At 67.6% G+C, this 14,809-nt stretch carries 11 protein-coding genes; 2 read left to right on the top strand and 9 right to left on the bottom strand.

Going from position 1 to position 14,809, the window contains the following annotated elements; all coding sequences use genetic code 11:
- Nucleotides 1-30: 30 nt before the first annotated feature.
- Complete coding sequence (locus tag AC07NI_RS03765) at nucleotides 31-1,929, bottom strand: NPCBM/NEW2 domain-containing protein (RefSeq protein ID WP_494616335.1); 1,899 nt, start codon at nucleotides 1,927-1,929, stop codon at nucleotides 31-33.
- A 380-nt stretch (nucleotides 1,930-2,309) separates the two neighbouring features.
- Between AC07NI_RS03765 and AC07NI_RS03760 the strand changes: the two genes are divergently transcribed.
- The gene (locus AC07NI_RS03760; protein WP_494616334.1) at nucleotides 2,310-4,796 is read left to right on the top strand and encodes a glycoside hydrolase family 9 protein; all 2,487 of its coding nucleotides are present in this window, start codon (nucleotides 2,310-2,312) and stop codon (nucleotides 4,794-4,796) included.
- 40 nt (nucleotides 4,797-4,836) lie between these two features.
- Here the strand turns inward: AC07NI_RS03760 and AC07NI_RS03755 are convergent, their stop codons facing one another.
- From AC07NI_RS03755 to AC07NI_RS03745, 3 genes are all read right to left on the bottom strand, one after another.
- A complete protein-coding gene (locus AC07NI_RS03755; protein ID WP_494616333.1) occupies nucleotides 4,837-5,784 on the bottom strand; it encodes a pepsin/retropepsin-like aspartic protease family protein in 948 nt (315 codons plus the stop codon).
- A gap of 136 nt (nucleotides 5,785-5,920) precedes the next feature.
- Nucleotides 5,921-6,712, bottom strand: coding sequence for an alpha/beta fold hydrolase (locus AC07NI_RS03750; RefSeq protein ID WP_494616332.1), 792 nt, complete (start codon nucleotides 6,710-6,712; stop codon nucleotides 5,921-5,923).
- Nucleotides 6,713-6,834: 122 nt separating this feature from the next.
- A complete protein-coding gene (locus tag AC07NI_RS03745; RefSeq protein WP_494616331.1) occupies nucleotides 6,835-7,782 on the bottom strand; it encodes an AraC family transcriptional regulator in 948 nt (315 codons plus the stop codon).
- 120 nt (nucleotides 7,783-7,902) lie between these two features.
- Between AC07NI_RS03745 and AC07NI_RS03740 the strand changes: the two genes are divergently transcribed.
- Nucleotides 7,903-8,670, top strand: coding sequence for an alpha/beta fold hydrolase (locus AC07NI_RS03740; protein WP_494616330.1), 768 nt, complete (start codon nucleotides 7,903-7,905; stop codon nucleotides 8,668-8,670).
- Between the two features lie 81 nt (nucleotides 8,671-8,751).
- Here AC07NI_RS03740 and AC07NI_RS03735 read toward each other — a convergent pair whose 3' ends face one another.
- The 5 genes from AC07NI_RS03735 to AC07NI_RS03715 are packed head-to-tail and all read right to left on the bottom strand — an operon-like array spanning nucleotide 8,752 to nucleotide 14,806.
- Nucleotides 8,752-10,173: a hypothetical protein gene (locus AC07NI_RS03735; RefSeq protein ID WP_494616329.1), complete on the bottom strand. Its 1,422-nt coding sequence runs from the start codon at nucleotides 10,171-10,173 to the stop codon at nucleotides 8,752-8,754.
- A 4-nt stretch (nucleotides 10,174-10,177) separates the two neighbouring features.
- A complete protein-coding gene (locus tag AC07NI_RS03730; protein ID WP_494616328.1) occupies nucleotides 10,178-11,134 on the bottom strand; it encodes a hypothetical protein in 957 nt (318 codons plus the stop codon).
- Nucleotides 11,131-12,378 (bottom strand): hypothetical protein, encoded by a 1,248-nt coding sequence (locus tag AC07NI_RS03725; RefSeq protein ID WP_494616327.1) that lies wholly within the window; start codon nucleotides 12,376-12,378, stop codon nucleotides 11,131-11,133. The genes AC07NI_RS03730 and AC07NI_RS03725 overlap by 4 nt, the downstream gene beginning before the upstream one ends.
- Before the next feature lie 14 nt (nucleotides 12,379-12,392).
- Nucleotides 12,393-13,730: a hypothetical protein gene (locus tag AC07NI_RS03720; RefSeq protein ID WP_494616326.1), complete on the bottom strand. Its 1,338-nt coding sequence runs from the start codon at nucleotides 13,728-13,730 to the stop codon at nucleotides 12,393-12,395.
- A 44-nt stretch (nucleotides 13,731-13,774) separates the two neighbouring features.
- Complete coding sequence (locus AC07NI_RS03715) at nucleotides 13,775-14,806, bottom strand: hypothetical protein (protein ID WP_494616325.1); 1,032 nt, start codon at nucleotides 14,804-14,806, stop codon at nucleotides 13,775-13,777.
- Between the last annotated feature and the right edge of the window lie 3 nt (nucleotides 14,807-14,809).

The raw sequence follows: 14,809 nt of genomic DNA, 5'->3' as shown, positions 1-14,809 counted from the left end.
AATGACTTGAATTACTCTGACCCGCGAGGATCAGCGCTCCAGCAGCGCAGCCTCGCCCCAGGTCACCGGCAGGCGCTGGTTGTCGCCCTTAGGGCTGCGCGCCACCAGTTCGATCAGCTTCACGCCGGCGACCGGGACCGAGATCGGCTGAGCCGCCATGCCCCATTTGACCGGCTTGCTGGTCGCCAGCAGCTTGCCGTCGCCATAGACGGCGAAGGTCACGTCGCTGGCCTTGTCGCTGGCGCTGTCATCGACGCCGACCATCGTGGAGAAGCGCTTGGCGCCGGTGTTGCGCACCTCGAGCCGCGAATTGGCCAGGATGCCGACGCCCGCCGTGAACCGCTTGCCAGCGACCTGCAGCAATTGGCCGTAGGGCGCGCTGTCGGCCCGCGCGCCGCCCCAGCCGGCATAGGAGGGTCGGTCGCCCGGACCGCCCGTGCCGCCCCAGCCCGCCCCGGTCCGGAAGATCGAGGGATCGGGCGTCGGATACTTGATGCCATCGACCGCCGGGTTCACGCTTCCCGGCTGCTCCGAGAGATAGTAGCCGCCCTGTAGCATCCGCTTGCCTTGCGCCCGGAAGATCAGGGTCTCGCGCGGCTTGACGTGGAGCTTGGTCCGCTTGGTGAACGAGGACTGCTGCTTGCTCCACAGGTCGGTCAGCTGGATCGGCGCGTCTTCCGCGAACTTCAGGTGGCCCGCGTTCAGGTCGACGTCGTAGTCGCCCGAGCCCCGGTTGAAGATCGCCACGGCCTTGTCGCCGTTCGCCAGGGTCTTCACTAGGATCTGCACATCGCTGGAGTCGTGAGCGAGGACCGCCTGGTTGCCGGCCGGGTCCTGGTCGATCGCGATGATGTCGGTATTGCCGAAGATATCGAGCAGCGCCTTCGGCGTCGTGCGCAGATCAGTGCCGAGCAGCAGCGGCGCGTTCAGCATCGCCCACAGCGCGAAGTGCGAGCGCGCTTCGGTCAGGTGATCGGCGTCGAAGTCACCCGCGCCGATGTGCAGCATGTCCGGATCGTTCCACGAGCCGGGATGCGCGTAGAGCGACCGGGTCACCGTCGTGTCGTAGTTGACCAGCAACCGACCCCAGGCCGGCGAGATGTCATCGCTGGTGCGCGAGATGCCGCCATAGTCCTTGCCCCACGACCGGACGTCGGCCGCGCCCCAGACGCACAGCGACAGCAGGTAGTCGCCGTCCGGGTTCTCCCGCGCCAGCGCGGTGTTGATCTGGCCGAACATGCCTTTGATCGCCGAGATGTCGGTTCGGGTCACCTCGCCCGAGTCCAGGAACGGGCCCAGCGCCCGGAACTTGCCCGACGTCACCCGCTCCATGTGCGGCGCGTAGTCCCGCAGGCCGCAGCCATCGACCTTGATGAAGTCGAAGCCCCAGTCCTTGAAGTACAGCGCGATGTCCTGGTCGATACGGCCGTAGATGCCGACCTCGCGCTCCAGGACCGTGCCCTTGGGCAGGTCGTCGTCGGTCGGCGAATAGGCTTCCGAGCAGGTGTTGCGGCCCAGGTCGGTATAGATGCCGGCCTTCAGCCCCATGGCGTGGAGCTTGTCGGTGTAGGGCTTGAAGCTGGGTGCGTCGCCGCCTGTGCGCGCCGACGGGAACTTGTCGTCGCGGATGATCATCTTGCCGTCGGGCATCCGGCGCTTCAGCGCCCAGCCGTCGTCGATATTGATGTAGCGGTAGCCCTTGGCGGCCAGGCCCGTGTCGACGATGATCTTCGCCGAGCCGAGGATCTTCTCTTCGTCGATAGCGGTGGCGAAGGCGTTCCAGGTGCTCCAGCCCATCGGCGGCGTGGCCGCGCGTCCCGCGGTATAGGCCGTCCAGCGTCCGGTCGGCGCCAGCGGATCGCTCTGCGCCGCGGCGACGGACGGCCCAAGAAGCGCGGCGATCATCCCCGCGGTCAGCAGCTTCCTCATTGTTTCCCCGGCCATTTTTGTCGGTTGTTGAACGGCTCGGCTATGGCAGCCACGAACGTCCGCTATGTCGGCATTATCTACTCCGACAAATATGGCCGTCAACACGCGACGTACCGAGTGCCCGATTAAGCGCGAAGTCGAACCTGAACTCACAGGAACCGCGACATCACCCACGCTATCGCCGAAAATAACGCCGACAAATATGGATTGTCTGGGTTGCGGACCTGGGCCTAAATCCATTCCATGAGCGGGGCTTTCCCCCTCAATCTGGCCTTCGCTATTGTCGACGGCCGGAAGACCACCACTCCCAGATCGCGACGTAAAAGATCACGGCTGGGCGACACATAAAAAATTGTTAGCGGTAACAAGGGAGGAATAAGATGCGAAGGATCGTTGCCACCACGCTGCTCATGGCCGCGTGCTCGACGTTGGCGATTACGACCGCCCAAGCTCAGACGCTGAAGCTGAGTCCGGATCAGACGCTCGAGGCCCCGGGCCTGAGCGTGATCGTGGAGCAGAACCATTTCAGCCCGATCTTCTTCGACGAGAAGAACGCCGGCATCCAGATCGTCATGCACGGCGAACGGATCGCCACCGACGGCGAGGTTCGGCTCAACCCGACGCCCGAGCAGTGGGATCCGGTGCCGATCTTCGGCGAGCGCACGCTCGGCGACGCGCCCGGCCAGCTCGTCGTGCGATCCAGCTTCCCGAAGGAGAAGCTGAACTATCGCGTGAAGGTGACCCCCGAGGAAGGCGGCTTCCGTATCGCGGTCGACCTGGACGCGCCGCTGCCGCCGGAACTGGTCGGCAAGGCCGGCTTCAACCTCGACTTCCTGCCGACCGCCTATTTCGGCAAGACCTATCTGATGGGCGACCGGCCCGGCCTGTTCCCGCGCAATCCCAACGGCCCGATGGCGACCGATGGCTCGGGCGATCCCCAGCCGATGGCGTCGGGCGCGAAGAGCGTCACCCTTTCGCCGGAAGACCCCAACACCCGCATCACCATCACCGCCAACAACCCTCTCGCCCTCTATGACGCCCGCAACCGGGCTCAGAACGGCTGGTTCGTCGTGCGCTCGATGATCGCCGCGGGCGCGAAGGAAGACGCCGTCGTCTGGCACGTGAAGCCCAATGTGATCCCGGGCTGGACGCGCGCTCCGGTCGTCTCCTTCAACCAGGCCGGCTACACGCCGCAGCGCAGCAAGGTCGCGCTGATCGAGCTGGATCCGAACTTCAAGGCGCCGACGGAAGCCACGCTGGTCAAGCTGACCGATAGCGGCGAGAAGCCCGTGTTCAGGGCCGCCGTCCAGTCGCGCGGCAAGTTCCTGCGCTACAACTACGCCGCGTTCGACTTCTCGAGCGTGCGCGAGCCCGGCATCTACGCGATCTCCTACGCCGGACAGACGACCAACCCCTTCCCGATCGCCGCCGACGCCTATGGACGGATCTGGCAGCCTTCGCTCGACACCTATCTGCCCGTGCAGATGGACCACATGACCGTGCGCGAGCAGTACCGGGTGTGGCAGCGCGCCTCGCACATGGACGACGCGGTCCAGGCTCCGCCCAACATCGTCCACTTCGACGGCTATCGCATGGGTCCGAACCTGGATTCACCCTTCAAACCGGGCGAGCACATCCCGGGCCTGGCGGTCGGCGGCTTCCAGGACGCCGGCGACTACGACATCCAGACCCCGCAGAACGCGCAGGTCGTGCGCGATCTGGTCTGGACGCGCGAGCTGTTCGGGCTCGACTGGGATGAGACCAGCGTCGACGAGAAGGCCCGCGAGGTCGAGATCCGCAAGCCGGACGGCGCACCCGACGCGCTCCAGCAGGTCCGTCATGGCGTCGAGCAACTGCTCGCGCAGTACAAGGTCTTCGGCCACTCGATCGTCGGCATCGTCGATCCGAAGCTGCGCCAGTACGCGCACCTCGGCGACGCCGCCTCCCAGACCGACGGCAAGCTGTATGACGCCACGCTGGGGCCGAACGAGGTCCGGGGCGACCACTCGGGCGTCCCCGACGATCGCTGGGCGTTCACCACCGCCTATCCGGCCAACGACCTGATGGTGGCCGGGAGCCTGGCCGCGGCCAGTCGCGCGCTGAAGGACTTCGACCCGGCGATGTCGGCCGAAGCCCTGTCCGCCGCCAAGGCGCTGTGGGCCAAGCGTGAGGGCGAGGCCGCCAACGGCAGCGACGGCCGCGACGACAGCGGAAACATGTCCCGCTTCCTCGACCTGGCCAAAGTCTCCGCGACGGTGGAGCTGATCATCACCACCAAGGGCGATCCGGCGTACACCGCGCGACTGAGCGCCCTGACGCCGGCGATCGAGGCCAATTTCGATCGCGTCAGCGGCGCGGCCGTGCGCGCCCTCCCCTACATGGACGCGGCCTACAAGGCGCGGATCAAGGCCCTGGTGGCCGGCGTCAAGCCTCGGGTCGACAAGGAGCTGGCCGGCAATCCGTTCGGCGTCCCGGTCGGGATGGGCTCATGGGCGGGGTCGGGTGAAGTCGCCGGCTTCGGCATCAACATGTACCTGATGCACAAGGCGTTCCCGGACCTGATCGGACCGGAATACACCCTGCACGCCCTGGATTACATGCTCGGCCGCCACCCAGCGAACAACCTGTCGCTGGTCTCGACCGTCGGGACGCGCTCGAAGCTGAACGGCTACGGGCACAACCGCGCCGACTACGGCTTCATCCCCGGCGGGATGGCTCCGGGCGTCATCGTCATCAAGCCGGACTTCCCGGAAATGATGAGCGACTGGCCGTTCCTGTGGTTCGAGAGCGAATACACGGTGAGCACCACCACCGCCTACATCCTCGCGGCCAAGGCGGCGATCGCCGCCACCGAGGACCGCAAATAGAGGCAAAACAGGGGTCGCCACGGAGCTCCGTGGCGACCCCCTACCGCTTCAGCAGGTAGAGCGTCTTGTTCGGGTAGTCCCAGACCGTCTTGTACTGCTGCAGGAAGGCGTACCCCAGGCTCATGATCCGGGGCGAGGACACGCCGATCGCCTTGGCGAAGGGCGCGGCGCCTTCGATCGGGTGGGTCTCGATCTTGGCCAGCGGGATGGCGGGGCCCTTGCTGAACTGGACCGCCTTGATGTCCACGGCGCCCTCCTCGTTCGCGGCGGGCTTGATCGCCCCGGCGGCCGTCAGGTGCTCCAGCGTCGCGGCATCGGCGAAGAGGTTGCCGTACTGGCCGGTGTCGAGGACCGTCTCGAAATCCAGGTCGCCGACCTTGGCGGCCAGGACCGGATTGTTGGGCAGCTTGGGCGTCTCGAAGGGGATGGCGGCGATCACCGCCTCGCCCTTCAGGAACGCCTTCGGTCCGCCCTTGTAGAAGGTCGCCTTCGACGCCTTGTAGTCGACCTTCACCGCGTAGCCGTCCCAAAACAGATAGCCCAGCCAGCCCAGGAAATCGGGCGTGATGCGTTCGAGCTGCGCCGCGTCCTGGCTGCGGAAGGTGGTGACGCGGCTGTAGCTCAGCCCGCCGGCCAGGCGGACATTGTCGACGCTGGGCCGCAGGACCTTCTCGTAAGTCTGGCCGCTGCCGAAGGCGCCCCGCCCGATCACGCGACCCTCGGGCAGCTTGAGGTGATTGTGGTTCAGGACAAACGCTTCGAGCGCGCCGGTGTCGAGCAGGAGCTTGCCCTTCACACCGTTGATCTCGGCCTCCACGAACGGGAACTCGCGCACCATCACGAAGGGGATCGAGACGACGTCGCCCTTCAGACGGAACTCCGGAGCGATCTGGGTCCCGCTGGGGACGTCCTGAGCCACGGCGGCCGGGGCGACGAAAGCGCCGGCTAAAGCCAGGGCGATGGCGGCGGTAAGGGCTGCGCGCAGCATAGGGAATCCCCGTGGATCGGATCGAAGGCGCCCGCCGTATCCCGCGAGCGGGCGGGCGGCTTGATCATCTCTGATGCGGAGGGGCGGAACGCCTTTGGCCGTCCCACCCCTTTCGCAGGCTTGGAGGAGCCGCAAGCTACCGGGCGGCCTTCTCGATCGCGTCGGCCAGGCCATCCGGATCGGTCAGGAACGGCGTGTGGCCGGTCTGCAGGGTGTACTCGACACGCACCGGGGTGTTGGCGACCATCTTGGCCTGGAAGGCCGGGCTGATGACCTGGTCGATGGCGGTGTGGATATAGACCTTGTCGACCTTGCCGAAGTTGGCGGCGGTCACCTTCACCGGCGTGGCCAGCGGGGCCAGAGGCTCGTCCAGGATCAGGTCCGGGATCGCCTTGCGCAGCCCCTCGGGACCGCCGTTGGCGAACAGGTCGGCGCGGGCCGAATATTCGATCGAGGCGATGCCCTTGTCCTTCTGGATCTGCAGGTGCGGGCCGATCTTGGCGTCCGGATCGCGCTGGGCCAGCGACACCAGCGAGTCACCGTCCTGCGGCAAGTAGGCGGCCAGATAGACCAGCGTCTTGATCTGCTTGGGCGCCTGCTCAGCGGCGGCCGAAATGACGATGCCGCCGAAGCTGTGACCGACCACGACCGCCGGACGCTTGGCCGAGCCCAGCGCTTGGACGACGGTGTCGCGATAGACGTCCAGGCTGACCTTGTCCGGCGTCATCGGATTGCCGGGGCGGCCCGGCAGGTCGACGGTGATGACCTGATAGCCGTCCTTTTGCAGCTTGGCGGTGACATGGCCCCAGACCTGGCCGTTCTCGAAGGCGCCGTGAACCAGCACGATGGGCGGCTTTTCTGCAGCCATGGCGTTGGCGCCGAAAGCGAAGACAGACGTGGCCAGAGCGGCGGCGATGATCGTTTTCATTGTTTCCGTTCCTCTAATCTTTCCAAACACCTTCATCGGTGCGGCGAGGAAAAACTTAGTCGACCGGGGTTCTCGTCAGCCATGTTCCGACCTCCGGATCGCATGATCGATCGTCCGGATTTTCAGGGAATCTGGCGGCGCACTTCACTAGGCGCATAGCCGAAGTGCGCCTTGAACGCCCGACTGAAGGCCGCGTCAGAAGCGTATCCGCTCCGGTAAGCCGCCTCGGTCACCTTCAGTCCGCCGCTGCGCAGGAGATCCGCCGCGATGGTCAGGCGCCAGCGCGACAGATAGCGCAGCGGCGGCTCGCCCACGGCGGCTGTGAAACGTTCGGCGAAGATGGAGCGCGACATCCGGGCGATCTCCGCCAGCGACTGCACCGTCCAGCGATGGAAGGGATCGGCGTGCATGGCGCTGAGCACCCGGCCGATCCGCTCCTCTCCCAGCCCGCCGAGCCAGCCCATCCGGGTGGCCTGGTTCGCCGCCCAACTGCGCAGAGTGCGGATGACCAGCAGGTCGATCAGGCGCGAGATCATCAGGGACGAGCCGGGATTGGGCTCCTGCGCCTCGGCCAGCAGAAAGCGCGAGATCGCCGCCAGCCAGGGCGGCGCGCCCGTCTCTCCGCGCGGGATATGGATCAAGGGCGGCAGCGCCGACATGACCGCCGGCAGCGGACTGCCCTCGAAGCTGAAGAACCCGCCCACCAGCTGGGTAGCGACGCCGTCGCCGCCGTGGCGCAGGACCAGGCCGTCACGGTCGAAATGGTCGGCGGCGATCTTCTCGATGGTCTCGATCGGCGAACCAAGGGCGTCGGTGATGGTGTGCCCCTTGCCCAGAGGCAGGAGGACGAGATCGCCCTGCTTGGCCAGGGTCGGAGCCTCGCCGGCCGGCGTGATCCACGCCTCCCCCGTCTCGACGAAATGGAAATGGGCCGGCCCCGCCTGGAACTGCAGCCCCCAGGGCGCACCGAGGATGGCGGTATAGACGAGCTCCCCGCGCAGCCGGATCAGGGTGAGCACCTCGGACAGCACATCATTGCGCGCCGCCGACATCCCGAAGTCCTGGGTCATTCCGGACGATCCATCATGTTATTCGGAGGGCGCGACATATCTCGCCTGAACCTTGGAGCCTAGCTTCTCCCCATCGGCGCAGGCCGAAACAAGCCACTTTTGCTTCACGGGGATACGAAAATGACCATTGAGACCACGAACGCGACGATCGCCACGAAGGCTACCGAAAAGCCGCCCATCGTCCTCGTCCACGGCGCCTTCGCCAACGCCCCGGTCTGGGGCCATGTCGCCGCCCGACTGCGCGCCGCCGGCCACGAGGTGGTGGTCGTCGACCTGCCGGGCCGCCCCGGCGCGCCGATGGAGCCGGGCAAGGTCAGCCTGGACCTCCACCGCGACACGGTGGTCAGCGCGCTGCGCGCCCTGGACCGCCCCGCCGTGCTGGTCGCCCACAGCTTCGCCGGCATCGTCGCGGCCGCCGCGGCTGAGCAAGCGCCAGAGGCCATCAAGACCCTGGTCTTCGTCGCCGCCTACCTGCCCCAGAACGGAGACTCGCTGGTTTCGCTGGCCCAGCAGGACCCCGACGCCAAGATCGGCCCGCAATTGCGCATCGACCACGAGAAGGCGATCGCCGTCGTGGACTACGCCGCCCGCGCCGAACTGTTCGCCAATGACGGCCCCGAGGGCCTGAAGGCCAAGCTGCCGGACCTGATCCTGAACGAACCCTTGGCGCCCCTGGCGACGCCAGTCAGCGTCACCGACGCCCGGTTCGGCCAAGTCGACAAGGTCTATGTCCGCACCGCCCTCGACCAGGTCATCAGCCCCGCCTTCCAGGACCGGATGCTCGCCGCCACGCCGGTGCGCAACACGGTGACGCTGCAAACGGGCCACCTGCCGTTCCTCACCGATCCGGACGGCCTGACCAAGGCGATCACCGACGCCGCGGAATAGGCCGTTTCCGGTCCGCGATCCCTGGCGCGGAGGCGTCGCCACGCGCCAGGTCCAGGAGAGCGGGCATGGTTTCTCGAAACCTTAGTGCGTCGGAGCAGCCGGCGCCGCAGCAGGCCGGCCAGCTGGGGCTGAAGCAGCAGCGACAGGCGCTGGGGCTGGAGCCGGGGCGGCGGGAGCCGGAGCTGGAGATGCAGCCGGAGCCGCGGCGGGCGGCGCGGCCGCCGGCGCGGCGGCGGGGCGCGGCGGCGACGGCGGCAGGGCGGGTGGAGCGTGAAGGCGACTGTCCAACTGTCCGCCGCGCGCCGTCTCAGCCGCCGCCTGTCCGGCGCGGCGAGCCGCGCGGTCACCGACCGCCAGACGCTCCTCGGCCTCGGGATTCAGGGTGTTGACCCGGATGCGGTCCACCGCTCCCCCGCCGGCCAAACGCTCCAGCGGCAGATAGTCGGTCCTGAACACCAGTTCGACCGAGGAGTTGAGGTCCAGGTCGGTGTTCATCTCCTCGCTGGTCTGGGTGCGCTGGGTGGACACATAGCCGATCGTGTTCTTGACCTTGGCCTCCATGCCCCATGGGCCAAACTTGGCCCCGCCGCTCACCTCGCTGTCGGTGCGTGTGTCGAAGCTTGAGCCACGATCGTCGGCGGCGGCGCTGTGGGTGTCGATGTGGAAGCGCATCGATGCGTTCAGGCGGCCGCTCTCGATGACCAGCCGTTGCAGTCCCATCATCACCATGCTGGACAGCATCTGCTGGCGATTGCGCGCCAGCGAGGCGCGGGCCAGGCCAACCAGACTTTCGGGATCACCCGATGGGATCGCGTCCTGAGGCCCCAGGCCGAAAGCCACACGCAGCGCCGCCTCGGTGGGCATCGACGCGCCCGGCGCCAACCTCAATCGGGTGGCGGCGTCGCGCTCGGCCTGGGCCTCGGCGCGTTCCTCCGGGGTCATCTGCGAGGCCGGCGTGGCGAACTCGTCGGCCTCTTCCGCGCCCTGGATGACGAAATTGGCCGGAAACCGCTCGGCCAGCCAGCTACGCGCGCCCGCCACGCCGATATTGGCGTCGGCGAAACCCTCCGTGGTGGTGGCCACGTTGCGGATCAGCTCGACATAGGCCTGCATCTGCTGCTGGTTGCTGTCGGTCAGGGCCTTGAACACCCCGGTGATCAGTTCCGTGACGAAACGGGGAAACGACACGGCATTGAGGATCTGCCGCGTGGTGTCCGCCACCCGAGAGGCCGAGACCCCGGAAAACGACGATCCCGCGTCCTGGGCCTGCGCCAGCACCTGACCGCCCGCAGGCGGCCGCGCCGGGGCCGGTTCGACATCCCGCGCCAGCGCCAGGGCGGTGTCGGCGATCTTCACCAGGGAGCCGGCGATGTCTCGACGCAGGCCCGAATCCAGTTCCTGGAAGCGCGGATGGCCGGTCAGCAGGTCGCGAACGCCTTCCCGCGCGACCGGCGACGGCACGTCTCGCGAGGTCTTGGTCTGAAGCAGCGCCGTCGCGGTCATCGCCTCACCCTGCCAAGGCGGCCCAGTTCGAGGCCGGCGCCGACGCTCGGCCTGTCATGGAGGGCGGCGCGGCGACGGGCGCGGACAGCTCGCCGATCGCCAGCTCGGCCTGCATCCAGTCGATGGCGGCCGAGATCACCGGATGGTCCAGGGCGACCAGCACTGTTCCCGCCTCATCCAGACGCGGCGCGGCGTCGGCCAGCCAGGCCAGCACCGTCATGCCGGCCTTGCCACGACGCAGATAGGGACGAGGATTGGGGCGACTGGCCTTGGACAGGCGATCGATCCCGGCGATCGAGCCCCAGGCGTCGCGCGCGCCGAACGCGCCTCGCACAGCCGCATGACCCAGGATCGCCAGGCAGTCGCGCAAGGTGTGGAGGATGTCCTGAGCCAGGAACACGGTGATCCCCCCCGCCCCGGCCACGACGCTGGTGATCAGGCGTTCGGCGGCGGCCCGCACCCGGCCCTGCTGCGAGAGGCCGCCATAGGTGGCGTTGGTCGCCGACTCGTCCAGCTTGTAGAGCGCCTCGCACAAGGCCAGCATCGCCTCCTCGAAACCGCCGTCGCCCTGGAACAGGCGCGCGAAGGCGGCCATCCGCTCCTCGGCGGTGGCGCGATCACGGCGATCGCGCCAAAATCGCTCGACCAGGACGGCCGCCGCGCCAAGGTCCACCGACAGCCCGCCGCGTCCCAGCCCGGCCAGGGTCTCCACCGCTGGCACGATCCCCGCCGCCTCTAGGTCGGCGGCGAGATACAGGCTGGCGACGGCCCGCAACTGGGCCTGGTCGATGGTCGTGGCCGAGCTTGGCGGCAGATCGATCCCGTCGCTCAAGTCGGCCAGGGCGACCGACAGCGTCATCGCCGCCCCGACCAGCTCGCCGGAGCGCCTCAGGACATCGTCCAGTCCATGATCGCCGTGCATGGGCGGCTGAACGGGCGGCGGCGGAGGCTGGAAGGTCATGGCCGCGCCGCCGCTGGGGCCGCCTTGTTGGGATTGTAGGGCGTGGAATTGCCCTGCATCACCGACATCATCTCGGGCGTCGCCATCTTCTCGAGCGGCAGGTAGTCGCTCTTGAAGTTGAGCCTCACCTCGCCGCTGAGCTTGGCCTTGACCTCGGCCTTGGACTCGCTGGTTTCATCAACCGACGAGCCTACCGTGGCGACGTGCGCCTGCTCGCTCTCGCTGCCGTACGACACGTCGACCGGCGACATCCAGCCACCATAGCCCGCATTGAAGGTCTGCTTGGCGCGTTGGCTTTCCTCGTCGTGCATCTGAGCGCTGTAGGCCCGCTTGGCCGTGTCCGAGGCCCGCATGTCGAAGATCACCTTGGCGTTGATCGAACCGTCGGTGACGACGATGCGGTTGATGCCCAGCATCACCATCGAGGCCAGCAGTTGCTGACGCGACTTGGCCATCTGCAGGCGAGCGGCGGTGACCAGGCGCAACTCGGCGTCGGCGTCCGTGATGTCGGTGACCGGCGGATTGAGGTTCATCTCGTGGCTGATCTCAGCCAGCCGGACCTCGGTATTCTCGCCGCGCGGCGCCAGGACGGCGGTCGCGGGCGCCGCCTCGCCGTCGGCCAGGCCGCCGGCGTTGGCGTTGACCTCGACGCCCAGAGCGTCGGGATAGCGCTCCGCCAGCCAGTCGCGGCCCGCCCCGGCCGAGATGTTGTCGTTCATGAACTGGTCGACGGTCTTGGCGACATTGGCGATCAGCTCGCCATAGGCCCGCATCTGCTCGATCGACGACTCGACGATGGCCTGGAAGACGTTCTTGATCAGCCCGCCGACGAACTTGGGGAAATCGACCTTCTGCACCAGGGCGCCGAATTGCTTGACCCCCTCGGCGGTGGCCCCGGCCTTGAAGTCCTTGCCCACCATGCCCGGCGACTTGGACAATGACGCCTTGGTGTCCTCCACCGCGTCCTGGGCGCGAGCCAAGGTCACGCCGGCCGCGGGGCTGCCGGGCCCTGGACTGGACGTCGCCTCGGGCGGCGGCGGACGCTGCACCGCCGCGGCGACCCCGTTCGGATCGCTGATATAGGACATCACCTTGACCATGTTGGCGGCCAGGACGCGTTGCTCCTCTGGCGGCATGGCCGAATAGGACGGGATGGCGGTCAGCAGATCGCGCACCTTGGGGCGCACATCCTCCAGGGCTTGCGGACTGGTCCAGGCGGCCATCAGAGCGGAGGTGGTGGTCATGGATCGCCCTCCCCTCAGCGCGCCGGGGCGGGAGCGGGAGTGGGCGTAGCCGTTGCGCCGGCTGGCGGCGGATTGACGGCCGACGGTACGACGTTGGGATCGACCGGCGTCGAATTACCCTGGATGGCGGCGATCATTCCGGGCGTCGCCATCTTGTCCAGCGGCAGGTAGTCGCTCTTGAAATTGACCTCGACAGCCCCTGCCAGCTGCACCCTGGTCTGCAGCTGCGAGTCACTGCTTTCCGACGCGGCGCTCATCGCCGTCATCACCGGCTTGTCCTCGAACTTGTACTCGCCCTTCGAGTAGTAGTCGGCGCTGTAGTCGGAGCTGCGGCCGTCCTTGTTCCGATCGGTGGTGTAGCTGGTGTCGCCGCCGGTTTCCTTCTTGCCTTCCCCCGTTCGCGTGGTCTGGACGTTGCCGTCACGATCGCGGGCGTAATCGTAGGCCTGGGCGCTGCGCCGGGTGCTGCGGGTGTCGCGCGAGGTGAAGTCGTACATGATCTTGGCCGAGATCCGGCCATCGGTGACGACGATGCGGTTGATGCCCATCAAGACCAGGCTGGCCATCAGTTGCTGGCGTTGCCGCGCCAACTGGGTGCGAGCGGCGGTGACGATGGCCAGTTCGGTGTTCTCGTCGGACAGGTCCATGCTCTTGAGCACGCCGTCGCTCATGGTCAGCTGGCTGTTGACCCGGCGCAGGGCGTCGCCCTCCTCCACCCCGTCCCGCAGGCGTAGCTTTGGCGAGGGCGAATCCGACATGTCGTCGACCCCGACCTCGAACAGGTCGGGGAACTTCTCGACCATATGGTCGCGCCCCTGGTTCTCGCTGACATTGTCGTCGCGGAACTGCTGCAGGGACTTGGCGACTGACTCGATCATCTTCGTGTAGGCTTCCATCTGCTCGATGGAGGATTTGACGATGGCGTGGAACACGCCCTCGATCAGCGAGGCCACGAAGGTCGGGAACTTGACCTGCTTGAGCAACAGGCCCGCCACCTCGGCCCCCTCGCGCGCCGCGCTGGCCTTGAACTGGCCATCGCCGATCTTGTCGACCTCGGTGGCCGCGGTCTGGTAGTCGGCTTCACGGGCCGGCGGCTCAGCCAGCGCGCCCGCTGTCGCCGTACCCAGCCCGCCCGGGATTTGGTTGCCGGGAATGCCCTCGGGCGCGGCCAGATAGTCGGCGATCAGGGCCGTGGACTGGGCCACCGCGCGCTGCTTTTCCGGCGACAGCGCCTGGAAGGCGTCGGACCGGGTCAGCAGGTTGCGCACCGCATCGCGCACTTCTGGTCGCGGCGCCGGAGCGGCGGCCGGTTCCGGGGTCGGGACGGAGAGCTTGTGTACGGCGACGGGCATGGCGGACCTCGATCGGTAGGAGCGTACGGGCGTCTGGACAGGTCTCAGGCCGCGTCCTGCAGCGCGCGGATGGGCAGCTCGAATTCGGCGGGACGCAGATAGAGGCTGACCCGCGGCGGCGAGGCCGGGCTGGTCCGGACACTCAGGATCGAGAACCGCCCCGGCCAGACGTCGTCGTCCGGCGTGAAGGCGTCGAGCCAGCGCTCCAGGGCCACCAACTCGCGCGGACGCTCGTTGAGCCCGAGGGTCAGAAGCTGCAGGAAGTTCGGCGGCAGGTCAGGGATCAGGCCGAGCATGACATAGAGCTCGAATTCCGGCCCTTCCGGGGTCTGGCCGAACGCCACCAGGGTCGAGTTGCCCGGCAGGTCGAAGCGCCCGCCCAAGGTCAGGCCGATGATCTGCAGGATACCCGGCATGCGGTCACCCAGCCCCAGCACGTCGAGAATGGGCTGGAAGTCGTTCAACCGCATGGCCTTGGGCTGGGCGAAGGTCAGCCTCTGGCCGCCGGCGTGCCGCTGCGCCGATAGAGTGGTGAACACCGGCCGCAGGGACGGCATCAACGACATCACCACATGGATCACCCCCAGCAGTTCGCGGGGCAACGCGCCCACCTGGTGCGGTTGGGTCTCGTAGTAGATCTTCGAGGCCGACAGTCCGTCGCGATCGCTGCTGGTGCCGAAGAAGGCGCCATAGTTCAGGCCGCCGCCCGAGCCGAAGCCGCGCCAGGCCTCGGAGCGTTCGTCGAACCAGTGCAGGGCGTCACGGCCGAACCTGGATCCGACGAGACGACGCATCTCGCGCGTCGCCTCGTCCCGGCGGTCGACGCCCGACGCCTCGGGCCCTAGCGGTTCGATGGTGAACCGCAGCGTCCGGGGCTGCAGCTCCGAGAAGCTGGGCTCGAAGGGCGCGGCCATGGGCGTCAGGGCGTTGCGCCCGTAGCGGGGATCGCCCTCTGGGAGGGAGAAGGTCCGCGTGAGCAGGCCCTGGATCGGCCCGACAGGATCGGCGGTTCCCAGCGCGTGCGCGGCCTGCTGCAGACGGAGGGCGACCTTGGTCGCCAAGGGTTCGTTGGGCATGGT

Source organism: Caulobacter sp. GW821-FHT10E02 (assembly GCF_059415225.1).
The sequence above is the reverse complement of the archived record's forward strand: the minus strand, read 5'-3'. Positions and strand labels throughout refer to the sequence as shown.